The following is a 21,084-nucleotide window of genomic DNA, read 5'->3' as shown; positions in this document are numbered from 1 at the left end:
ACCTACGTGCACTCATACGACCCTTCTCGCCACCAGCAGCCCCCGATCCCGGCCATGCGCCCGTCGCAGGAACCCTCGGGAGGCAAGTCCCCCACCCCGATCTACGACGCGCTGTACTCCGAGTACCGGCGATCGTTCCGGGCGCTTCCGGGGGACCGCACCGGCGAGGAGAATCTCGGCTTCCGGACGTTCGGCATCGGGATGTTCGGCAGCCGTGCACCGCTGAGCGGCCGTACGGCGGCGAACGCCCAGGGAAGTCATGGCGCGGGCGGCGCCAACCCGGGCTCCTGGCAGCGCGTGGGACGGCACGCGGGCCGTGCCAGGCCGGCCGCGTTGCCGCCGGGGTCCACGGACGCGTGACGGCACGACGAAGCCCCGGACCTTCCCGCGAGGGCGGGCGGTCCGGGGCTTCGTCGTGTGCCCGTCGGGGGCCGGGGAAGCCCTCAGCTCACTTCTTGCGGCCGCGCTTCTCGCGCACGCGCACGGAGATGTGCAGCGGGGTGCCCTCGAAGCCGAACTCCTCGCGCAGCCGGCGCTCGACGAAGCGGCGGTAGCCGTGCTCCAGGAAGCCGGACGAGAAGAGCACGAAGCGGGGCGGCTTGGTGCCCGCCTGGGTCCCGAAGAGGATGCGGGGCTGCTTGCCGCCGCGCACGGGGTGCGGGTGGGAGGCGACGATCTCACCGAGGAAGGCGTTCAGCCGGCCCGTGGGGACACGGGTCTCCCAGCCCTCGATCGCGGTCTCGATCGCCGGGACCAGCTTCTCCATGTGGCGGCCGGTCACCGCCGAGACGTTGACGCGGGGCGCCCAGGAGACCTGCGCGAGCTCCGTCTCGATCTCGCGCTCCAGGTAGTAGCGGCGCTCCTCGTCGAGGGTGTCCCACTTGTTGAAGGCGAGCACGATCGCACGGCCCGCTTCCACGGCCATGGTGACGATGCGCTGGTCCTGGACACTGATCGACTCGCTGGAGTCGATCAGGATGACGGCGACCTCGGCCTTCTCAACGGCGGCCGCGGTACGCAGCGAGGCGTAGTAGTCCGCGCCCTCCTGGAGGTGGACCTTGCGGCGGATGCCTGCCGTGTCGATGAACTTCCAGGTGATGCCGCCGAGCTCGATCAGTTCGTCGACCGGGTCGCGGGTGGTGCCGGCGAGCTCGTTGACGACGACGCGGTCCTCGTTGGCGACCTTGTTCAGCAGCGAGGACTTGCCGACGTTCGGACGGCCGATGAGCGCGATGCGGCGCGGGCCCCCGATCGCGTTGCCGAAGGTCTGGGCCGGCGCCTCGGGAAGGGCTTCCAGCACGGCGTCGAGCATGTCGCCGGTGCCGCGCCCGTGCAGGGAGGACACCGGGTGGGGCTGGCCGAGACCGAGTGACCAGAGCGCGGTGGCATCCGCCTCGCCGCTCTGTCCGTCGACCTTGTTGGCGCACAGGACGACGGGCTTCTTGGCCCGGCGCAGCAGCTTGACGACGGCCTCGTCGGTGTCGGTCGCGCCGACGGTGGCGTCGACCACGAAGACGACGGCGTCGGCGGTCGAGATCGCGTACTCGGCCTGGGCGGCGACGGAGGCGTCGAGGCCCAGCACGTCCTGCTCCCAGCCGCCGGTGTCGACGAGCTTGAAGCGGCGGCCCGCCCACTCGGCCTCGTAGGTCACCCGGTCACGGGTGACGCCCGGCTTGTCCTGGACGACGGCCTCACGGCGGCCGAGGATGCGGTTCACCAGGGTCGACTTGCCCACGTTCGGGCGGCCGACGACGGCGAGCACGGGAAGCGGTCCGTGACCGGCCTCACCGATCGCGCCCTCGACGTCCTCGAGGTCGAACCCCTCCTGCGCGGCGAGCTCCATGAACTCCGCGTACTCGGCGTCGCCAAGTGCTCCGTGCTCGTGGTCCGAGCCGTCGGAGTGAATCTGGTCGTTCATGAAGTCCGTTCCTCTTTGCATCATCATCGATGGGCCACGATCGCGCGGCCCACTACTCAAGTGTCACAGGCGTCCGGTGAGACGCCTGGCGTTCCTCAGGTGAGCGGTCAGCTCGGACTGGATGCGCGCCGTCGCCTCGTCCAGCGCCTTCCTGGTCCGCCGCCCGCTTCCGTCGCCGGCCAGGAAGGCGTCGCCGAAGACGACGTCGACCCGGCTGCGCAGCGGCGGCAGCGCCGGTATCAGCCGGCCGCGCCCCTCGGTGCTTCCCAGGACCGCGACGGGGACGATCGGCGCCCCGCCTCGGACCGCGAAGTACGCGAGTCCGGCGCGGAGGGAGGCGAAGTCCCCTTCGCCCCGGGTGCCCTCGGGGAAGATCCCGAGCGCCCCGCCGTCGGCCAGCACGCCGAGCGCCTGCGTGATGGCGGTGCGGTCGACGGTCGTGCGGTCCACCTTCAGCTGCCCGATTCCGCGCAGGAACGGGTCGAGGGGGCCGACGAACGCCTCCTTCTTGATCAGGAAGTGGACGGGCCTGGGCGCGGTGCCCATCAGCATCGGCCCGTCGAGGTTGTGCGCGTGGTTCACCGCGAGTATGACGGGTCCGGCGGCGGGAACCCGCCACGCGCCGAGCACACGGGGTCTGAACAGCCCGTACATGAGCCCGATGCCGATACCGCGCCCGACGGCCGCTCCACGCGGCGTGGGCGCGGCGGTGGCTCCGGTCACTTCGCCGCCCGCTTCTCCCCGACGAGAGTGACCACACACTCGATGACCTGCGCGAGGGTCAGCTCGGTGGTGTCCACCTCGACGGCGTCCCCGGCCTTGGCCAGCGGCGAGGTCTTGCGCCCGGAGTCGGCGGCGTCCCGCTTGATCAGGGCTTCCCGGGTGGCCGCCAGGTCGGAACCCTTGACCTCGCCGCTGCGGCGGGCCGCACGCGCTTCGGGGGAGGCGGTCAGGAAGATCTTGATGTCGGCGTCGGGCAGCACGGTGGTGCCGATGTCCCGGCCCTCCACGACGATGCCGCCCTCGGCCTCGGCCGCGATCGAACGCTGCAGCCCGGTGATCCGCGCACGCACCTCGGGCACCGCGCTGACGGCGCTGACCTGGGAGGTGACCTCCTGAGTGCGGATCGGGGCGGAGGCGTCCTCGCCGTCGACGGTGATCGTCGGGGCGGCCGGGTCCGTGCCCGAGACGATGACCGGCTTGGCGGCGGCCCTGGCGACCTCGGCCGCGTCCCGGACGTCGATGCCGTTGTTCAGCATCCACCAGGTGATCGCGCGGTACTGGGCGCCGGTGTCCAGGTAGCGCAGCCCGAGCTGCGCCGCGACGGCCTTGGAGGTGCTCGACTTGCCCGTGCCGGAGGGACCGTCGATGGCGACGATCACTGCGGCCGGAGCGGTCCGGGCGGCGGCGCTTACGGTTTCCACGGTGGTGGACACCTTCCTGGTACACGGGGGCGGGCGAACGGGCCACGGAAAGGCCTCCCCCCAAGGTTACCGAGTGCGCGACGCGCCTTTGCACCCCTGTGGCCGGGTGCCCGTCCGCCGGGTCCTTCAGGGCCTGATCGACCAGCCGCGTTCGCTGAGTGCGGCGCTCAGCGAGGGTGCCGCGCTCGGCTCGACCATGAGCTGGACCAGACCGGCCTGCTGACCGGTGGCGTGCTCGATACGGACGTCCTCGATGTTGACCCCGGCACGGCCCGCGTCGGCGAAGATCGCGGCCAGCTCGCCGGGCCGGTCGCTGATCAGCACGGCCACGACCTCGTACGACGCCGGAGCCGCTCCGTGCTTGCCGGGCACCCTGACCCGGCCGGCGTTACCGCGCCGCAGGACGTCCTCGATGCCCTCGGTGCCCGAGCGGCGCTTGTCCTCGTCGGCGGACTGCAGACCGCGCAGCGCCCGGACCGTCTCCTCCAGGTCGGTGGCGACCCCGGCCAGCACGTCGGCGACCGGGCCGGGGTTGGCGGAGAGGATCTCCACCCACATCCGGGGGTCGGAGGCGGCGATCCTGGTGACGTCCCTGATCCCCTGCCCGCACAGGCGGACGGCCGTCTCGTCGGCCTCCTCCAGCCGGGCGGCGACCATCGAGGAGATCAGCTGCGGGGTGTGGGAGACCAGGGCGACGGCACGGTCGTGGGCGTCTGCGTCCATGACGACCGGAACGGCCCGGCAGAGCGCCACCAGCTCCAGGGCGAGGTTGAGGACCTCGGTGTCGGTGTCCCGGGTCGGGGTGAGGACCCAGGGGCGCCCCTCGAAGAGGTCGGCGGTGGCGGCGAGGGGGCCGGAGCGCTCCTTGCCCGCCATGGGGTGCGTGCCGATGTACGGAGCGAGGTCGACGCCGAGCGCCTCCAGCTCGCGGCGCGGTCCGCCCTTGACGCTGGCGACGTCGAGGTAGGCACGGGCCGCCCCGTCCCGCATCGCCGCGGCGAGCACGGAGGCGGTGTGGGCGGGCGGCACGGCGACGACGGCGAGGTCGACGGGCCCCTCGGGCGGCTCGTCCGTGCCGGCGCCGAGGGCGGCCGCCGTGTGCGCGGATGCGGGGTCGCGGTCGACGAGGTGCACCTGGACACCGCGTCCCGCGAGGGCGAGGGCGGCGGAGGTCCCGACGAGGCCGGTTCCGATGACGAGGGCGGTTCTCACTGGGCGATGTCCTTGCGGAGGGCGCCGGTGGCGCCGAGGTAGACGTGGCTGATCTCCGCCTTGGAGAGATACGTCTCGACGTGGGCCATTATGCGGACCACCCGGGGCATGGCACCGGCGATGTCGAGTTCCTGGGCGCAGATCAGCGGTACGTCGACGATGCCGAGTCCCCGGGCGGCGGCCGCGGGGAAGTCACTGTGCAGGTCCGGGGTGGCCGTGAACCACACGCTGATCAGGTCGTCGGCGACGATCCGGTTGCGCTCCAGGACGGCGGTGAGCAGCTCGCTCACGCGCTCGGCCATGTGACCGGCTTCGTCCCGCTCCAGCTGGACGGCTCCACGGACCGCTCGTACCGCCACGTCGTACCCCTCGTCGCTCGTGCTGCGTGCCCTTTCAGCCTAGAGGCGCGGCGGGCGGTCCGGTCACCGTGCTCCGTCCGTGAGACGCGGCGGCCGCGTGCACGGCGAGGAGCGCGCGCCAGACCTGGCCCGCGAGCTGTTCCGGCCCGGCGTCGATCCGGTCGTGGACCCAGTCGGTGAGTACGCCGGTGAACAGTCCGGCCACGGCGCTCGCGGTCAGGTCGTGACCGGTTCCCGCGGGCCTGCGGCGGCACAGTTCGTCGTGGCTGCGGCGGCGGAGCTCCTGGTGCAGCAGCTCGCCGAGCGGACCGCCGCCGGGTCCCAGAAGGCTCCGGTAGACGGCTGACCGGCCGCGGACCTCGCCGAGCAGGGTGACGAGCTCACGCGGTGGGGATTCGGGGCCGGGCGGCGTGCGGTCCCAGGCGTGCAGGGCTTCGACCGCTTCCCGTACGGTCTCCGCGCAGGCGTCCAGGGCGAGCGCGTGCAGGTCGTCGTAGTGCAGGTAGAAGGTGGCCCGTCCCGCACCGGCCCGGCGGACCACCTCGGCGACGGTGACCCGGTCCGGCGGCTGCTGCTCGCAGGCCTCCAGCAGGGCGGCCCTGAGCCTGGCGCGGGTGCGGGCGGTCCTCGGGTCCTTGCTGCCGCCGGTCACGGCGGGCGCCATGCGCTCAGCCCGCCGCGAGCACGACGGCGAGGGCGAGTGCGGCGGGCGCCGCCTGGACGTAGAGGATCTTGCGGCTGACGGTGGCAGCCCCGTACACGCCCGCGACGATCAGGCAGCTCAGGAAGAAGATCCCCGCCTGGTGGCCGACGGGGTCACCGGCGATCAGGCTCCAGACGAGTCCGGCGGCCATGAAGCCGTTGTAGAGCCCCTGGTTGGCGGCGAGCGTGGCGCTCTGCGCGGAGAACTCCTCGGTGGTGGAGAAGGCCTTGCGGCCGCGCGGGGTGTCCCAGAGGAACATCTCCAGGACCAGGAAGTAGGTGTGGATCAGTGCGACGAGCGCGACCAGCACTTGGGCGGCGGTCTGCATGGGGCCTCCTGCGGCGGAATTTTCTGGACGACTGTACAGGAAATAGCCGGACCGTCACCCACTCGGCCGTAGCCGCCGCCCGGTTGCTTCGCCGGTGCACCGCGGGGCGCCACGATGCCCTTCGGCGGCCGTCACGCGGTCCGGCGACCGCCGCACGACGACCACCACACGAGGAGAGTCATGGACGCACGGCGAAGGACGCTCCTGGGCGCGGGGGCCGCGGTCCTGGTGACCGGCTGCGGCTCCTCCGGGGACGGGGGCGGCGGTGGCGGCGACGAGAGCTCGGCGCCCGCGTCCGGGGGTGCCGAGCTGGCCCGGACCTCGGACATCCCCGTCGGCGGCGGCACGATCTTCAAGGACCGCAAGATCGTGGTCACGCAGCCGAAGGAGGGCGAGTTCAAGGCCTTCTCCGCGGTGTGCACGCATGCGGGCTGCATCGTCGCGACGGTGGCGGACGGCACCATCGACTGCGCGTGCCACGGGAGCCGGTTCGCCATCGAGGACGGGGCGGTCGAGCGGGGCCCGGCGACACGGCCGCTCCCCCCGGAGCGGATCACCGTCGAGGGCGGTGCGGTCCGACAGGCCTGAGGGCCGTCCCGTTCGGATCGTGCCGGGCTCGCACGTCCTGAAACCGCACCCCGATCCGGACGAAGGACCCGGGGCGCGTACCGTCTCGCCCATGATCACCCCTGAAGGCGAACGGCTCGTGCGGGATCACACCGTCTACTCCTGTGTGACGGGGTCCCGCGCCTTCGGTCTCGCCACCGAGGGCAGCGACACGGACCGGCGCGGGGTGTTCCTCGCACCCACCCCTCTGTTCTGGGGGTTCACCAAGCCGCCGGCCCACGTCGAGGGGCCGGACGAGGAGCAGTTCTCGTGGGAGCTGGAACGCTTCTGCGAGCTGGCGCTCCGGGCCAACCCCAATGTGCTGGAGTGCCTGCACTCCCCGCTCGTGGAGCGGATCGACGACACGGGCCGCGAACTCCTCGGTCTCCGCGGGGCCTTCCTGTCCCTGCGTGCCCACGAGACGTATCTGCGCTATGCGCTGGGACAGCGGCGGAAGCTGGAGGCGGACGTCCGCACGCACGGCGCCCCGCGCTGGAAGCACGCCATGCATCTGCTGCGCCTGCTGGCCGCCGGGCGGGACCTGCTGCGGACGGGCGAGCTGCGGGTCGAGGTCGGGGACGCGCGTGAGGACCTGCTCGCGGTGAAGCGGGGCGAGGTCACCTGGGCCGAGGTCGAACGCCGGATGGCGCGCCTGGCCGCCGAGAACGACGAAGCGGCGGCGCGCTCCCCGCTGCCGCCCGAGCCGGACAGGGACCGGGTGGAGGCGTTCCTGATCCGGACCAGGCGGGCCTCGGCGGACGCCCGGCAGCGGTCAGAGCGGTCCTGACTCCCCGCCACCGATCGGGTCGCCGCTCCGAGCCCGGAGCAGACCGGGCTCCCCCAGCCGTACCCGGACGACGAAGTCGTGCAGGGCGTCGAGACCCGACGGGGCCTCGGCGAGCCGGGACCGCGCCTGCGCCTCGTCGAGGACGGCGTGGAGGGCCTCGACGTCACGGGCGGCCGACGCGGCGTCGACCATGTGCGCCGCACCGTGCTCCGCATCGGCCTTCGCCTCGATCAGGGCGGGCAGGCCGGCGGGCGCGGACGCCTCACCGCTCAGGGTCGGCAGGTGCGCGACCAGGGTGCCGGTACGCATGAGGTGGATGCCGGTGAGCAGCGCCCGGAAGGTGTAGAGCAGTGGCTTGAGCTCGCCGGTCCTCTCGAACAGCCGCCACTGCGTGCCGGCGAATCCCCGGTAGTGGTGGGCATGATGACGTGTGAGAACCGTGGGGGCCAGAGCGGCGAGTTCCGCGTGGAGCGGTGTGGTGTGCACCACCAGCGGCGACAGGAGCTGCTCCAGTACGTAGCCGTTGGGCTTCAGCATGAGCCGGACGAACTTGCGGAGGTCGTGGGTGACGAGGTCCATCTCGACGCCGTCGTGCTCCCACATCCTCGCCCGGGTCTCCTCCGGCTGCCGCAGGCCGACCAGGTCCTCGGCGGGCAGGACGTGGACCCCCCGCAGGTCCACGTCCGAGTCCCGCGAGGGGAAGCCGTACAGGTGCGCGCCCGAGACCGTGGCGAAGAGGAGCGGGCTGGGCTCCTCGGCGAGTATCCGCGGCAGGTCGATGTCCGGCAGCCCGGCCCCTCGCAGGAGCGTCGTGTCCATGTGCATGGATCAAGCGTCCCAGAGCGCGGCGAGCGACAGCAGGTCGCTGCGGTACTCGATGCGTTCCGACCATTCCTTGGGCCAGGCCCCCGCCCCCAGGTGCGCGCCGGCCAGCGCTCCGGTGAGGCACGCCAGCGAGTCGGAGTCGCCCCGGGTGCAGGCGGCCCTGCGCAGGGCGGTGACGGGTTCCTCGGGGAAGAGCAGGAAGCAGTGCAGCGCGGTGGCGAGTGCCTCTTCGGCGATCCAGCCGTCCCCGGTGCGCTCGCACGGGTCGGTCTCCGGGGACGGGTCGCGCAGGGCGTCCTGGACGCGCGCGAGTGCGGCCAGGCACTCGTCCCAGCCGCGGCTGATGAACGCCTCGGGCGAGGGGTCATGGGTGTATCGCCACAGGTCACCGAGCCAGCGGGTGAGGTAGCGGTCCCGGTTCTCGTACGCGTAGGAGCGCAGCCGGCCCACCAGGCCGAGCGGTTCGGCCCCCTGCGCGAGGAGGTACACCGCGCGGGCCATCAGGTCCGAGGCCGCGAGGGCGGTCGGGTGGCCGTGTGTGAGGGCGGCCTGGAGCTGGGCCGCCCCGGCGCGCTGTTCGTCGCTGAGGCCGGGCACGAGGCCGACGGGTGCCACGCGCATGTTGGCGCCGCAGCCCTTGGAGCCGGTCCTGCTGGCCTCCTGCCAGATCCGGTCGCCCTCCAGCAGTTCACACGCCTCCAGGCAGGTGCGTCCGGGAGCCCGGTTGTTGTCAGGTGAACGGTTCCAGCGGACGAACTCCTCCCGGACCGGGCCCACCATCCGCTCCGGGGTCAGCAGCCCGCGGTCCATGGCGGTGCGTATGCCTCGTCCGAGCGCGAGGGTCATCTGGGTGTCGTCGGTGACGAAGGCCGGCTTCGGCAGCGGCATCTGCCGCCACGGCCCGCACTTCGCGAGGATCGACGGCACGTCGTTGAACTCGGTCGGGAAGCCGAGCGCGTCACCGAGCGCGAGCCCGGTAAGGGCGCCCGTGGCCGCCTGCTTGGTGGAGATCCTCGTGGGAATCATGGTGTCCGTCCTTCCGGGCGCAGCAGTGGCGGGTGCAGCGCGGTGGCCGCACCCGCCCGGTAGAGGGCGGCCGGTTTCCCCCGTCCGCCGGTGCGGCGCGGCGGTCCCTCCACGGCCTGCACGAAGCCGGGCGTGGTGAGGACCTTGCGCCGGAAATTGGGCCGGTCGAGCTCGACGCCCCAGACCGTCTCGTAGACCCGCTGGAGCTCGCCGAGGGTGAACTCGGCGGGGCAGAACGCCGTCGCCAGGCAGGAGTACTCGAGCTTGGCGCCGATCCGGTCGTGCGCGTCGGCGAGGATGCGGTCGTGGTCGAAGGCGAGCGGCCCGGTGCTTCCCGCGTCCCACCACCGCGCGTGCGCGGCGTCACCGCCGCCGCGCGGCTCCGGCAGGTCGGGGATGAGCGCGGCGTACGCGACGGAGACGACCCGCATCCTGGGGTCGCGGTCCGGGTCGCTGTAGGTGCGCAGCTGTTCCAGGTGCAGGGCGCGCGCGGTGTGCCGGGTGAGGCCGGTCTCCTCGGCGAGTTCACGGCGGGCCGCCGCCTCGGCGGACTCCCGCGGCAGGACGAAGCCTCCGGGCAGCGCCCACCGGCCCTTGTACGGCTCCTCGCCGCGTTCCACCAGCAGGACGTGCAGCCGCCCCTCGCGGACGGTGAAGACCGCGAGGTCGACGGTGACCGCGAAGGGGGTGAAGGCGTGGGGGTCGTACCCCTCGGGCACGGTGCTCATCGTCGCTCCGGGAGGGGGTCGGTGAAGCGCCATCCGGTGGCAAGGAGTCCGTCCACGGCGGTGACGGCCGCGTCCAGCCGTTCCCGGCGGCTCCCGGTGATCTCGACGAAGTTCCTTCCGGTCCGCGTGAGTTCGGCCCGGAGGCGCTCCGTCATCCAGGGCCGCAGCTCCTCGCCGTCGCGCAGGCCGTCGTCCTCGAAGGCGACGCCCTCGTGACCGGTGAGCAGCCAGAGGTGGTGGGTGACCCGGTCGGCGGTCTTCTCGACGAGCGGGTTGCGGCCTCCGACGTAGCGTTCGTGCCAGACGGTGGTGGCGAAGGAGTCGGTGTCGCAGATCAGCACCGGGGACCCAACGCGCGCGGCGGCCTCCTCCCGCGCGTTCTGCGTCTCGGCGATGTGGGGGAAGTCGTCGGTGGTGAAGCTGACGTCCTCCCACCGGGCGCCGGGCCACCGGCCGCGGAGTGCGGCGAGCTTCGCCTCGCTGAACTCGCGCCCGTACTCGGCGACGTATCCCGTCCGGGCCCAGGTCCCGCCGCGGCGCCGGTAGTGCTCGGCGAGGGCCAGGGCCAGGGTGGTGGTGCCGGTGGACTCGGCGCCCAGGACGACGACCCGGCGGGTGAGCGCGGCCCGCACGGGCGGCTCCAGGTAGTCCCAGCAGCCGGCCGGGTCGGCGCGTACCGCGGTGCCCGACACGGGGAAGAGGGTGCGGCCGGGGTCCACGAGGACGGATTCCGCCCCGAAGCGGCGTGCCAGCTCCGGGCCGTAGCTCTCCGACGAGAAGACGGCGTCTATGCGCTCGGGCACGGCGGCGCCGAAGACGGCCATGTGCGCGTCCCAGACCGCGGGGTCGTTCAGGTCCATGGGGATGTCGTCGACGGCGCCCACCACCCGGGCGTCGGGGTGCGCCTCCCGCATCCAGGCGACCCGGTCGGCGAGCGGTACGGATTCGACGGAGGCGGCGCAGACCAGGACGGTGAGCCGCTCGCAGCGGTCCCGGGCGGTGCGGACGAGATGGTGGTGACCGGCGTGCGGCGGATAGAACTTGCCGAGGACCAGGCCGTGTCCGTGGCGCTTCATACCGGCACCACCGCGCCGTCGCGCCGGCCCGCCGCCATGTCTCGGTTCCAGTCGCGCAGCCCGATGAGGCAGAGCGCGAGGAAGCCGAGGTACAGCAGGGAGGTGAGGTAGAGCTCCTTGTACGCGTACAGCGGGATGTACACCAGGTCGGCGGCGATCCACAGCCACCACGACTCGGCGCGCTTGCGGCACTGCCCGTACGTCGCCATGAGCGACAGGGAGGTCGTGAGCGCGTCCCAGAACGGCACGGTCGAATCCGTGACCCGGGACAGCAGCAGGGTGAGGCCGAGGGTCGTCATCGCCCCCGCCGCGAGCAGCCAGGCCCATTCGGTGCGGGTGGTGCTCCGCACCGGCAGGACGGACGTCCCCGGTCCACCCCCGTGGGTCCAGGTCCACCAGCCGTACGCGGCGAGGGCGATGAAGACGATCTGGAGGCCGGCGTCGGCGTACAGACCGGACTGGGCGAACAGCAGGATGAAGAACAGGTTGTTGGCGATGCCGATCGGCCAGTTCGCGAGGTGCTGACGGGCGACGAGCCACACGCACAGCGCGCCACTGCCGAAGCCCAGCACCTCGGTCCAGCCGACCGGGGTGTCCAGCACCGTCACCAGGGGCTGCTGCAGGGGTTCGAGTATGTCCGCGAGCGTCACGCGCCGCCCTCCCTCTCTTTAATAGTCACTCTGACTATAAAGAAGAATCCGCGGCGGCAAAAGGCCCGCGGCCGGTCCCGTTCGGAAAAGTGAACGAGGGACCGGCCGCGGGCCGTTCGGGTCGGGACGGGCTACAGGCCGACCTCGCGCATCAGCATGCCGACCTCGGTGTTGGTCAGGCGGCGCAGCCAGCCGGACTTCTGGTCGCCCAGCGGGATGGGCCCGAAGGACGTCCGCACGAGGCGGTCGACCGGGAAACCGGCCTCGGCCAGCATGCGACGGACGATGTGCTTGCGGCCCTCGTGGAGGGTGACCTCGACCAGGTAGTTCTTGCCGGTGTTCTCGACGACCCGGAAGTGGTCGGCGCGGGCGTACCCGTCCTCCAGCTGGATGCCGTCCTTGAGCCGCTTGCCGAGGTCGCGCGGGAGCGGACCCTGGATGGCGGCCAGGTAGGTCTTCTTCACGCCGTACTTGGGGTGCGTCAGCCGGTGGGCGAGCTCACCGTGGTTGGTGAGCAGGATGATGCCCTCGGTCTCGGTGTCGAGCCGGCCGACGTGGAACAGCCGCGTCTCGCGGTTGTTGACGTAGTCACCGAGGTTCTGGCGGCCGTCCGGGTCACCCATGGTGGAGACGACGCCGGCGGGCTTGTTCAGCGCGAAGAACAGGTGCGACTGCGTCGCGACGGTCAGGCCGTCGACCTTGATCTCGTCCTTGTGCGGGTCGACCCGCATGCCCTGTTCCAGGACGATCTCGCCGTTGACCTCGACCCTGGCCTGCTCGATGAGCTCCTCACACGCGCGGCGCGAGCCCATGCCGGCCCGGGCGAGGATCTTCTGCAGACGCTCGCCCTCCTGCTCGGCGCCCGGGTGGGTCTTGGGCGTCCTGATCTCGGGCTTCTCGGCGTAACGGTCGCGGTTGCGCTGCTCGATCTTGGCGTCGAGCTCGCGCGGACGGGCGGGCGCGCCCTGCCGGCGGCCGCCCTTGCTCACGTTCTGCGCGGGCTTCGGTCCGCCCTTGGCCCCGCCGCGCGCGGCCGCGCCGCGGCCCTTGCGGGGGCCTCCGTCGCCGCCCGGCTTGTCCGAGCCCACGTCGTAGCGGCGCTCCTCGGGACGGGGCCGGCGGGGGCGCTGCTCCTGCTTGTCGTCGCGCCCGGAGCCGGAGACCCGGGGGTTCGGGTTACTGCTCCGGCCGCTGCCGCTGTTGTTCCTGCCGCCCGCGCCGCCGCTCCAGGAGCCGCTGCCGCCGCTCCGGGAGCCGCTGCCGCCACTCCTGCCGCCGCCGCTGCCACGTCCGCTGTTGCTGCCACTGCTTCGCATCAAAAATCCGTCTTGTCGTCTGCGTGAGTTTCCGGGGTGTCCGGTGCGTCCGGATCGAACGACGGCACACCCTCTAGCGTCTCAGCCTCGATCGCGTCCGCCTCCGGGAGGAAGGGCGCGAGCTCCGGGAGCTCGTCCAGGCCTCGCAGGCCCATGCGCTCCAGAAAGTAGTTCGTCGTCCTGTACAGGATCGCACCTGTTTCGGGTTCCGCGCCCGCCTCCTCGACCAGACCCCTCTGGAGCAGGGTCCGCATCACGCCGTCGCAGTTGACTCCGCGCACCGCCGAGACCCTCGACCGGCTCACCGGCTGCCGGTAGGCGACGACCGCAAGTGTCTCCAGCGCCGCCTGGGTCAGCCGGGCGTGCTGGCCGTCCAGGACGAAGCCCTCGACGGCGTCCGCGTACTCCGGGCGGGTGTAGAAGCGCCAGCCCCCCGCGACGAGCCGCAGGTCGAATCCGCGCCCCTGGACGGTGTAGTCGTCGGCCAGCTCCCGCAGGGCGTCGGCCACGGCCCTGCGGGGCCGCTGGAGGACCTTGGCCAGGTGCTCCTCGGTGGCGGGCTCGTCCACGACCATCAGGACGGCCTCCAGCGCGGGCTTGAGGTCGAGTGCGGCGACCCGGGCGTCGCGCCCCTCGTCAGTGCTCATTCCTGTACGTCCTCCTGCGCCTCTCGGTCGAACTCGTCGGTGACCACGGGACCGGCCCCTTCGCCCCCCGCCCAGCGCACGAGGAGTTCGCCGAGCGCCTCCTCCTGGTCGAGGGCGACGGCCTTCTCCCGGTAGAGCTCCAGCAGCGCGAGGAACCGGGCGACCACCGTGAGGGTGTCCGCCGCGTCCTCGGTGAGCTCCCGGAAGCTTGCCTCGCCGTCCGCGCGCAGCCGCGCCACCACGATCTCCGCCTGCTCGCGCACGCTGACGAGGGGGGCGTGGATGTGGTCGACGTACACCTGGGGCTCGGGCCTCGGCTGCATCGCCTTGACCGCGAGCCGGGCGAACCCCTCCGGGCCGATGCTGATCACGACCTCGGGCAGCAGCTCGGCGTGCTGGGGTTCGAGGCCGACGGTGCGGGGGTGGCGGCGCGACTCGGAGTCGAGCCGGTCACTGAGGATCTCGGCGATCCGCTTGTACGCGCGGTACTGCAGCAGCCGGGCGAAGAGCAGGTCCCGCGCCTCCAGGAGGGCGAGGTCGGCCTCGTCCTCCACCTCGGCGGTCGGAAGCAGCCGGGCCGCCTTGAGGTCGAGCAGGGTCGCCGCGACCACGAGGAACTCGGTGGTCTGGTCGAGGTCCCAGTCCGGTCCCATGGCGCGGATGTGCGCCATGAACTCGTCGGTGACCCGGGACAGCGCCACCTCGGTCACGTCGAGCCGGTGTTTCGAGATCAGCTGGAGCAGCAGGTCGAAGGGGCCCTCGAAGTTGACCAGCCGCACGGTGAACCGCCGGTCGTCGCCATGGGCGGCGGAAGCCGGGGCCTCACCCGCCGCCGGGACTCCGCCCCCGGTCTCCCCCGCACCCTCGGGGTGGTCCGGGAGGGGCCCGGAGGCCGTCACCGGCCCCTCGGAGACCTCAGAGACCGCCGGGGGCCCGGAGGCGGCCACAGGGGCCTTCGGGGCCGCAGGAACCGCGGCGGGTACGCCGCTGTCGGCGTGGGGCGGGCGCGGAGGTCCGGTGTCCTCGCCGGGATGCGCCGACGGCCGTATCCCCGGTCCGCGGCCGAGGGCACGGCGGGTGGGACGGGGCGGGTCGTCGGCGTCTCGCATGTGCTGGGGTCCAGGGGTGCGGCGGGATGTCGGGCGATGGCCCTGGGCGGAGCCGCCCGGTCGGCGGCCCTTCCCCCGGGCAGGCTACCGGCGCCGCGCCGGTCAGCGGCCCCGCAGCCTCCGCACGAGGATGCTCGCGTCGCCGCGGGACTCCAGGTCGGCCAGCACCACGGCGACCGCCTCACGGACGATGCGCCCGCGGTCGACGGCGAGTCCGTGCTCACCGCGCAGCACGAGTCGCGCGTGCTCCAGGTCCATCAGTTCCTCGGCCGACACGTAGACGGTGATCTTCTCGTCGTGGCGTTCCCGGCCGCTCGGCCTGCGGTTCGCCCCCCGGCCGCCGCCGCGCCCCCGCTGGGGCTGGACGGTGACCGCCGCCTCCTGGGGCGGCGCGGTACGGGAACGGTCCGGGGCGGCCGCACCGCGGTCGCCCCCCTCGGCCCGGCTGTGCGGGGCCCCGGCGTCGGCGTCCGCCGCCGCGTGCTCCTCCTGGGACGGCTCCGGGGCCGCACCGGGGGCGCCGCCCTGGCCGGTGTCCCCCGGCGCGGAATCGCTTCCTCCGGCCGGCGCGGGCACCCGCGCCTCGCCGTTCGCCTTGCGCCGCCTCTCGGCGGGGGACGAGGCCTGCAGGCCCATGCCCCCGGTCGTACGGAACAGCTCGTCGGCCCCCGGCAGACTCACTCGGCGTGACACCGGGCGAGCACCTCCCTGGCGAGCTGGCGATAGGCGGCGGCACCGACCGAGTTGGACGCGTACGTGGTGATGGGTTCACCGGCGACCGTGGTCTCCGGGAAACGCACCGTGCGCCCGATGACCGTGTGGTAGACGTGCTCGTCGAACGCCTCGACGACGCGCGCGAGCACCTCACGGCTGTGCACCGTGCGGGAGTCGTACATGGTGGCGAGGATGCCGTCCAGCTCCAGCTCGGGGTTGAGCCGCTCCTGCACCTTCTCGATGGTCTCGGTGAGCAACGCCACACCGCGCAGGGCGAAGAACTCGCACTCGAGCGGGACTATCACCTTGTGAGCCGCCGTCAGGGCGTTGACGGTGAGGAGGCCGAGCGAGGGCTGACAGTCGATCACGATGTAGTCGTAGTCGGCCATCAGCGGCTTGAGGGCGCGCTGCAGTGTCGACTCCCGGGCCACCTCGCTCACGAGCTGCACTTCGGCGGCCGAGAGGTCGATGTTGCTGGGGAGCAGGTCCATGTTGGGCACGGCGGTCTTCAGGAGGACCTCGTCGGCCGCCATGCCCCGCTCCATGAGCAGGTTGTAGACGGTGAGGTCGAGCTCCATCGGGTTGACCCCGAGACCGACCGACAGGGCTCCCTGCGGGTCGAAGTCGACGAGCAGGACGCGCCGGCCGTACTCGGCGAGCGCGGCGCCCAGGTTGATGGTCGACGTGGTCTTGCCCACGCCGCCCTTCTGGTTGCACATCGCGATGATCTTCGCGGGGCCGTGATCGGTCAGCGGACCGGGGATCGGGAAGTACGGCAGGGGCCGGCCGGTCGGGCCGATGCGCTCGCGGCGCTGGCGGGCGGCGTCGGGCGCGAGCGTGGCCGCGTACTCCGGATCGGGCTCGTATTCGGCATCGGGGTCGTAGAAGTGCCCCTCGGGCACCTCGGCGAAGTCGGCGAAGTGGGCGGTGTCCCGGCCACTCTCGTTGCCGGCCATGGCGTTCACGTGTTGGCCGTCCATCATCTGGGGGGCTGTCGTCATGTGCTGGTGGGTGGCGAAGGTGCGGACTGCGACGGAGCCGACAGCTTCGAGCCCGATCGGGCTCAGACCCCGTGCAGGCATCCCTGGTTGACCACCCCCGGGAGTAATTGTCGACTCATTCACAAGTCGTCTTACCTCCTTGGATGTGACCAGGACTACTTATCGATAGGTCAGCGTGGCACCATGCCGACGATTGGCGACTCTATGGCGTGTCACCGGTTCGCAGCAACACAATCCGCCGGACCCGGCCCGATGTGTCGGCAATCGAACACCCTCCTGTCAAGGGTGTGGAGCGCTCGCGGCGCACCTTTCGCAGGGGTGCAAAAAGGGTAGAGGGTTACGTCTCCGGCCAGTTGGCACGGGCCCGCTCATGCGTCCGGCCGGACCTTGCTGGGCAAGGTCCGGCCGGACGCATGAGGTTGACCCGGAGGGTTGACCGCTCAGCCGAGGAGCGTGCTCAGTTCGACGTGGTCGAGACCGTGCGCCTCGGCGACCTCGCGGTAAACCACCTGGCCGTCATGGGTGTTGAGACCCTTGGCCAGTGCGGCGTCGCGACGCAGGGCGTCGGCCCAGCCGCGGTTGGCGAGCTCCAGGATGTACGGCAGCGTGGCGTTGGTGAGCGCGTAGGTGGAGGTGTTCGGGACCGCACCCGGCATGTTCGCGACACAGTAGAAGACCGAGTCGTGGACCATGAAGGTCGGCTCGGCGTGCGTCGTGGGATGCGAGTCCTCGAAGCAGCCTCCCTGGTCGATCGCGATGTCGACAAGAACACTTCCGGGCTTCATCTTCGCGACCAGCTCGTTGGTGACCAGCTTCGGGGCCTTCGCGCCGGGGATCAGCACGGCGCCCACGACGAGGTCGGCCTCGACGACGGCCTTCTCGAGTTCGAGGGCGTTGGAGACGACCGTCCGCACCTTGGTGCCGAAGACCTTGTCGGCCTCGCGCAGCTTGTTGATGTCCCGGTCGAGCAGCGTGACGTGGAAACCGAGCCCGACGGCGATCTGCGTGGCGTTCCAGCCGGAGACACCGCCGCCGATCACGACGGCCCTGGCCGCCCCCGTGCCGGGGACGCCGCCGGGGAGCACCCCGCGCCCGCCGACCGAGCGCATGAGGTGGTAGGCGCCGACCTGCGGGGCGAGACGGCCCGCGACCTCGGACATCGGGGCGAGCAGCGGCAGCGCGCGGGTCGCGGTCTCGACGGTCTCGTAGGCGATGGCGGTCGTGCCGGACTCGATCAGGGCGTCCGTGCACGCGCGGGACGCGGCGAGGTGGAGGTAGGTGAAGAGCGTCTGCCCCTTGCGGAGGCGGTGGTACTCCTCGGCGACCGGCTCCTTGACCTTGAGCAGCAGGTCGGCCGCGGCCCAGACCTCGTCGGCGGTGGGCAGGATCCGCGCTCCCGCGGCGACGTACTCCGCGTCCGGGATGGACGATCCCTCGCCGGCGTGCTGCTCGACGAGGACCTGGTGGCCGTGACGGACGAGCTCATGCACTCCGGCGGGGGTGATCGCCACCCGGAACTCGTTGTTCTTGACTTCGCGGGGGATGCCGACCTTCACGTCGATCACGGTCCTTGGCTCGGATGGTGCTCGGGCATAGCGGGACGAACCCGCATGAACCAAGCATAAAGGGAGACACCGCAGGGATGTGCGGCAGAGCCATCATTAATGAAGGACTTCTCGCTGTCCAGCCTTACAAAGCATTAACTTTCCGGCGAAGCACTACGGATTTCGTAGGCAGCCTCGTCTTCTCCCAGCAGCCTGTCCGCCGCGGCCCGGTGCAGGCGGGCCGCAGCCGGATCACCGAGCCGGTCCAGGGTGTCGGCCAGCCTCAGTTCGAGGGCCGCCTGAAGGCGCACGTCGCCCGCCCGGCGGGCCAGTTCGACCGCCTCACGGCAGGTGTGCAGCGACTCCTGCGGCCTGCCCGCGTACTCCTGCACCCGCGCGGCCTCGCTGAGGGCCCGCGCCTGAGCGGGAAGGTCTCCCAGCCGTCGGTGGCCCGCGGCCGAGGCGCGCCAGTTCCGCAGGGCCTCGCCGTAGCGGCCGGCGTACGTGTGGACGGCTCCCAGCCGCCCGTAGAGCCTCGCCTCGTCGGCGCGTTCCCCCTGGCCCAGCCGTTGCGCGAGGGCCCTGCCGTACCAGTCGGCGGCCCGGGCGAAGTCCCCCAGCTCCGCGTAGGCGCCGCCCGCGGACTCCATCGCCCTGCCGGTCGCGTAGAGGTCGTTCGCGGCGCGCCCGGCGTCCAGTGCGGCCCGGTACCGGACCAGCGCCTCCCGGGTGCGGCCGGTACTGGCGTCCAGATCGGCGAGGTTGAGCAGCGCCGCGGCCTTCTCCCTGGGCAGGTCGCGGCGCTCGGCCACGTCGAGGACCAGGCCGTGCAGCCCGTAGAGCACGGGAGCGGCGTCCTCGGTGCCCCGGTGCACGGCGAGAGCGCGGACGAGCGCCGCCACCAGGCGGCGGGCCAGGGTGTCGAGGCCTCCGTCCCGCACCGCGAGCCGCGCGGAGGCCACGAGGGCGGGTTCGCGGACGCGCAGCCATTCGGCCGCCGACTCGGGATCCGGGAAGCGGAGCGAGCGGGGCAGCGCCGCGAGCTTGCGGCGGGCCGGGGAGTCCTCGGGGTCGGTGACCGCGCGGCAGGCCTGGAGCCTTCGCACGGTGCGCTCCAGCATCCTGGCCCGGGCCAGCTGGACCTCCGCGGGCCGCTCCCGCTCGTCCAGCATCGCGCGCACCAGCGGTGCGAGGCAGCCCGGCAGTTCGTACTGCTCCGGATCTGCGGGGTCCGTCCGCAGCAGTCCCAGCCGCACGAAGTCGTCGAGGACGGCGGCGGCGGCCGACACGGAGCATCCGGCGAGGGCCGAGGCCGTGTGGGCGTCGGCCGTGCCCGCGGGCGCGAGGGCGAGCAGCCGCAGCACCGCGGCGGCGGCCGGCGGCAGCGAGTCGTGGACCAGCCGGAACGCCCGGGCCAGCGGCCGCGTCCCGGAAAGCTGCTCGGAGCCTTCCTGCTGTTCGCACAGTTGCTTGGTGACGTCGGCGACGGAGGCCCCGGGCCGGGCCGCGAGCCAGCCCGCGATCAGGATCAGGGCGGCCGGCTGGCCCCCGCACTCCTCGGTGAGGGTCTCGGCGGCCCGCGGGTCGACGGTGATGCGGACCCGGCCGATGGTGCGGGCGAGCAGCTGGACGGCGGAACCGGGGTCCATCCCGCCGATGGTGCACGGGCGGACGCCGGGGATTCCGGTGAGCGGGCCGGTGGCCGTCGCCACGACCAGGCAGTCCGGATTGTCCGGCAGCAGGGGATCGACCTGCGCGGCGTCCACGGCGTCGTCGAGCAGGATCACGGCACGGCGTACGGCGAAGGCCTGGCGGACCATCTCCGACAGTTCGTCCTCGCCGGCTCCGGGCGGGGCGGCGACCGAGAGGAGGTCCAGGAGCCGGCGCGCGGTGCGTTCCGCGGGGACGCGCTCGCCGCCGGAGTCGGTGAGGGCGACCTGGAACACCCCGTCCGGGTAGTCGCCCGGCTCGGCGAGCCTGCGGGCGAGTTCGGCGGCGAGAGCGGAGCGTCCGGATCCGGGCCGCCCGGCGATCAGCAGGACCCTGGCTCGTGGTGCCTTACGGCCGGCCAGGGTGTCCAGTCCGGCCCGCTCGATGTCCTCCTGAAGGGCCCTCAACTCTCTTTCGCGCCCGAAGAATTGGACCGCGGTGACGTCGGACGGCTGCTCGGCTCCCGCCGTCCGGGCCGGTCCGGCCGGGATGCTGGTGTCCACCGCCTGGTCGGTCACGGGCCACGCTCCACTTCACTGCACGCGGTTGCCCGCCGGAAGTCCGGTCGGGGCCTTTCGAGCGTAGTTCAGCGGTGCGGACGATCACTGCCGCGCAGGGCTGAAACGTCCCTCGATCGCATCAGAGTTTCATACGATCGGGCCCGTCGCGGGGCGTGCCCCGCGCCGGACCCGACGGGTCTCCCCGGCGGCGGCCGGACTGGGCGTCAGGCCTCGAACGGCCGGGCCGGCCACGGCGCGTCGGCCGGGCGCAGCGAGTCCACCCCGTCACCGGCGAACGCGGCGGTGAGCGACAGGACACCCACCACCAGGCAGTTGTTGTGCAGGTCGCCCGCGAGCACACTCCGCACGAGCTCGTCGAGGGGCACCCTGGCGTGCTCCATGTCGGCCTCCTCCTCGGAGACCTCGAAGCGCTCCCCCTCGGCCTCGGAGAGGTCCCGCGCGAGGAAGACGCGCACGGCCTCGTCGCTGCCCCCGGGCGTGGTGTAGACGTCGGTCAGCACCCGCCAGTCCTCGGCCTTGACGTGCGCCTCCTCGTACAGCTCGCGCTGGGCGGCGTGCAGGGGGTTCTCGCCCGGGACGTCGAGCAGACCCGCCGGGATCTCCCACAGCTTCTGGCGCACGGGGTGGCGGTACTGGCGCAGGACGAGCACGCGGCCCTCCTCGTCGAGCGCGAGCACGGCGACGGACCCCGGATGGACCTGGTAGTCGCGGTTGTGGACGCTGCCGTCGGGCATCACGACGCCGTCGGTGCGGACGCTGGTCTTGTTACCGGTGAAGGGGGTCACCGTCTCGGTGACCTGCCACTCCTCGGGCGTGTCCTGGAAACCCATGTACGTCCTCCCACGAACAAAACAGAAACCGGGGTACGCATCCGCGAAGG

General features: G+C 72.4%; 23 protein-coding genes. 3 read left to right on the top strand and 20 right to left on the bottom strand.

Going from position 1 to position 21,084, the window contains the following annotated elements:
- The first annotated feature begins 54 nt into the window (after window positions 1–54).
- Window positions 55–360, top strand: coding sequence for a hypothetical protein (locus ACFYY2_RS11005; protein WP_388740183.1), 306 nt, complete (start codon window positions 55–57; stop codon window positions 358–360).
- Window positions 361–448: 88 nt separating this feature from the next.
- On the opposite strand, the gene der is transcribed toward ACFYY2_RS11005, so the two are convergent.
- The 7 genes from der to ACFYY2_RS10970 all read right to left on the bottom strand — a co-directional run bounded on the left by der (window position 449) and on the right by ACFYY2_RS10970 (window position 5,944).
- On the bottom strand, window positions 449–1,918 hold the full coding sequence (gene der, locus ACFYY2_RS11000) for a ribosome biogenesis GTPase Der (protein ID WP_388740180.1): 1,470 nt from the start codon (window positions 1,916–1,918) through the stop codon (window positions 449–451).
- Window positions 1,919–1,981: 63 nt separating this feature from the next.
- The gene (locus ACFYY2_RS10995; protein ID WP_388740177.1) at window positions 1,982–2,641 is read right to left on the bottom strand and encodes a lysophospholipid acyltransferase family protein; all 660 of its coding nucleotides are present in this window, start codon (window positions 2,639–2,641) and stop codon (window positions 1,982–1,984) included.
- A complete protein-coding gene (gene cmk, locus ACFYY2_RS10990; RefSeq protein WP_388740174.1) occupies window positions 2,638–3,354 on the bottom strand; it encodes a (d)CMP kinase in 717 nt (238 codons plus the stop codon). Before cmk ends, ACFYY2_RS10995 begins: the two co-directional genes overlap by 4 nt.
- Window positions 3,355–3,468: 114 nt before the next feature.
- The gene (locus ACFYY2_RS10985; RefSeq protein WP_388740171.1) at window positions 3,469–4,554 is read right to left on the bottom strand and encodes a prephenate dehydrogenase; all 1,086 of its coding nucleotides are present in this window, start codon (window positions 4,552–4,554) and stop codon (window positions 3,469–3,471) included.
- Entirely contained in the window at window positions 4,551–4,913 is a 363-nt protein-coding gene (aroH, locus tag ACFYY2_RS10980) for a chorismate mutase (RefSeq protein WP_388740168.1), read from the bottom strand. Before aroH ends, ACFYY2_RS10985 begins: the two co-directional genes overlap by 4 nt.
- A 34-nt stretch (window positions 4,914–4,947) precedes the next feature.
- Window positions 4,948–5,577: a TetR/AcrR family transcriptional regulator gene (locus ACFYY2_RS10975; protein WP_388740166.1), complete on the bottom strand. Its 630-nt coding sequence runs from the start codon at window positions 5,575–5,577 to the stop codon at window positions 4,948–4,950.
- Between the two features lie 4 nt (window positions 5,578–5,581).
- A complete protein-coding gene (locus ACFYY2_RS10970) occupies window positions 5,582–5,944 on the bottom strand; it encodes a DUF1304 domain-containing protein (RefSeq protein WP_388740164.1) in 363 nt (120 codons plus the stop codon).
- Window positions 5,945–6,124: 180 nt separating this feature from the next.
- Between ACFYY2_RS10970 and ACFYY2_RS10965 the strand changes: the two genes are divergently transcribed.
- Window positions 6,125–6,532, top strand: a complete 408-nt coding sequence (locus ACFYY2_RS10965; protein ID WP_388740162.1) for a Rieske (2Fe-2S) protein — start codon at window positions 6,125–6,127, stop codon at window positions 6,530–6,532.
- 91 nt (window positions 6,533–6,623) lie between these two features.
- Window positions 6,624–7,337, top strand: a complete 714-nt coding sequence (locus ACFYY2_RS10960) for a DNA polymerase beta superfamily protein (RefSeq protein ID WP_388740159.1) — start codon at window positions 6,624–6,626, stop codon at window positions 7,335–7,337.
- Here the strand turns inward: ACFYY2_RS10960 and ACFYY2_RS10955 are convergent.
- From ACFYY2_RS10955 to ACFYY2_RS10895, 13 genes are all read right to left on the bottom strand, one after another.
- On the bottom strand, window positions 7,323–8,162 hold the full coding sequence (locus ACFYY2_RS10955) for a DNA polymerase beta superfamily protein (protein WP_388740156.1): 840 nt from the start codon (window positions 8,160–8,162) through the stop codon (window positions 7,323–7,325). The two genes, ACFYY2_RS10960 and ACFYY2_RS10955, sit on opposite strands and share 15 nt — an antisense overlap.
- Window positions 8,163–8,165: 3 nt before the next feature.
- Window positions 8,166–9,188: an ADP-ribosylglycohydrolase family protein gene (locus ACFYY2_RS10950; RefSeq protein WP_388740153.1), complete on the bottom strand. Its 1,023-nt coding sequence runs from the start codon at window positions 9,186–9,188 to the stop codon at window positions 8,166–8,168.
- Window positions 9,185–9,916, bottom strand: a complete 732-nt coding sequence (locus ACFYY2_RS10945) for an NUDIX domain-containing protein (protein WP_388740150.1) — start codon at window positions 9,914–9,916, stop codon at window positions 9,185–9,187. The genes ACFYY2_RS10950 and ACFYY2_RS10945 overlap by 4 nt, the downstream gene beginning before the upstream one ends.
- On the bottom strand, window positions 9,913–10,992 hold the full coding sequence (locus tag ACFYY2_RS10940; RefSeq protein ID WP_388740148.1) for an AAA family ATPase: 1,080 nt from the start codon (window positions 10,990–10,992) through the stop codon (window positions 9,913–9,915). Before ACFYY2_RS10940 ends, ACFYY2_RS10945 begins: the two co-directional genes overlap by 4 nt.
- On the bottom strand, window positions 10,989–11,642 hold the full coding sequence (pnuC, locus tag ACFYY2_RS10935) for a nicotinamide riboside transporter PnuC (protein WP_388740145.1): 654 nt from the start codon (window positions 11,640–11,642) through the stop codon (window positions 10,989–10,991). The genes ACFYY2_RS10940 and pnuC overlap by 4 nt, the downstream gene beginning before the upstream one ends.
- Before the next feature lie 131 nt (window positions 11,643–11,773).
- Entirely contained in the window at window positions 11,774–12,958 is a 1,185-nt protein-coding gene (locus tag ACFYY2_RS10930) for a pseudouridine synthase (RefSeq protein ID WP_388740143.1), read from the bottom strand.
- Window positions 12,958–13,605, bottom strand: a complete 648-nt coding sequence (scpB, locus tag ACFYY2_RS10925) for an SMC-Scp complex subunit ScpB (protein ID WP_388740140.1) — start codon at window positions 13,603–13,605, stop codon at window positions 12,958–12,960. The genes ACFYY2_RS10930 and scpB overlap by 1 nt, the downstream gene beginning before the upstream one ends.
- On the bottom strand, window positions 13,602–14,714 hold the full coding sequence (locus tag ACFYY2_RS10920; RefSeq protein WP_388740137.1) for a segregation and condensation protein A: 1,113 nt from the start codon (window positions 14,712–14,714) through the stop codon (window positions 13,602–13,604). Before ACFYY2_RS10920 ends, scpB begins: the two co-directional genes overlap by 4 nt.
- A 102-nt stretch (window positions 14,715–14,816) precedes the next feature.
- Window positions 14,817–15,407 (bottom strand): hypothetical protein, encoded by a 591-nt coding sequence (locus ACFYY2_RS10915; RefSeq protein ID WP_388740134.1) that lies wholly within the window; start codon window positions 15,405–15,407, stop codon window positions 14,817–14,819.
- Window positions 15,392–16,510 (bottom strand): ParA family protein, encoded by a 1,119-nt coding sequence (locus tag ACFYY2_RS10910; protein WP_388740131.1) that lies wholly within the window; start codon window positions 16,508–16,510, stop codon window positions 15,392–15,394. Before ACFYY2_RS10910 ends, ACFYY2_RS10915 begins: the two co-directional genes overlap by 16 nt.
- A gap of 359 nt (window positions 16,511–16,869) precedes the next feature.
- Window positions 16,870–17,985 (bottom strand): alanine dehydrogenase, encoded by a 1,116-nt coding sequence (ald, locus tag ACFYY2_RS10905; RefSeq protein ID WP_388741300.1) that lies wholly within the window; start codon window positions 17,983–17,985, stop codon window positions 16,870–16,872.
- Window positions 17,986–18,128: 143 nt separating this feature from the next.
- Window positions 18,129–20,201 (bottom strand): tetratricopeptide repeat protein, encoded by a 2,073-nt coding sequence (locus tag ACFYY2_RS10900; protein WP_388740129.1) that lies wholly within the window; start codon window positions 20,199–20,201, stop codon window positions 18,129–18,131.
- A gap of 206 nt (window positions 20,202–20,407) precedes the next feature.
- Window positions 20,408–21,034: an NUDIX domain-containing protein gene (locus ACFYY2_RS10895; protein WP_388740127.1), complete on the bottom strand. Its 627-nt coding sequence runs from the start codon at window positions 21,032–21,034 to the stop codon at window positions 20,408–20,410.
- Between the last annotated feature and the right edge of the window lie 50 nt (window positions 21,035–21,084).

Origin of the sequence: Streptomyces sp. NPDC001822 (assembly GCF_042892135.1) — a bacterium.
Lineage (GTDB): Bacteria > Actinomycetota > Actinomycetes > Streptomycetales > Streptomycetaceae > Streptomyces.
Note: the sequence above shows the minus strand (reverse complement) of the source record. Positions and strands in the feature narration are given on the sequence as shown.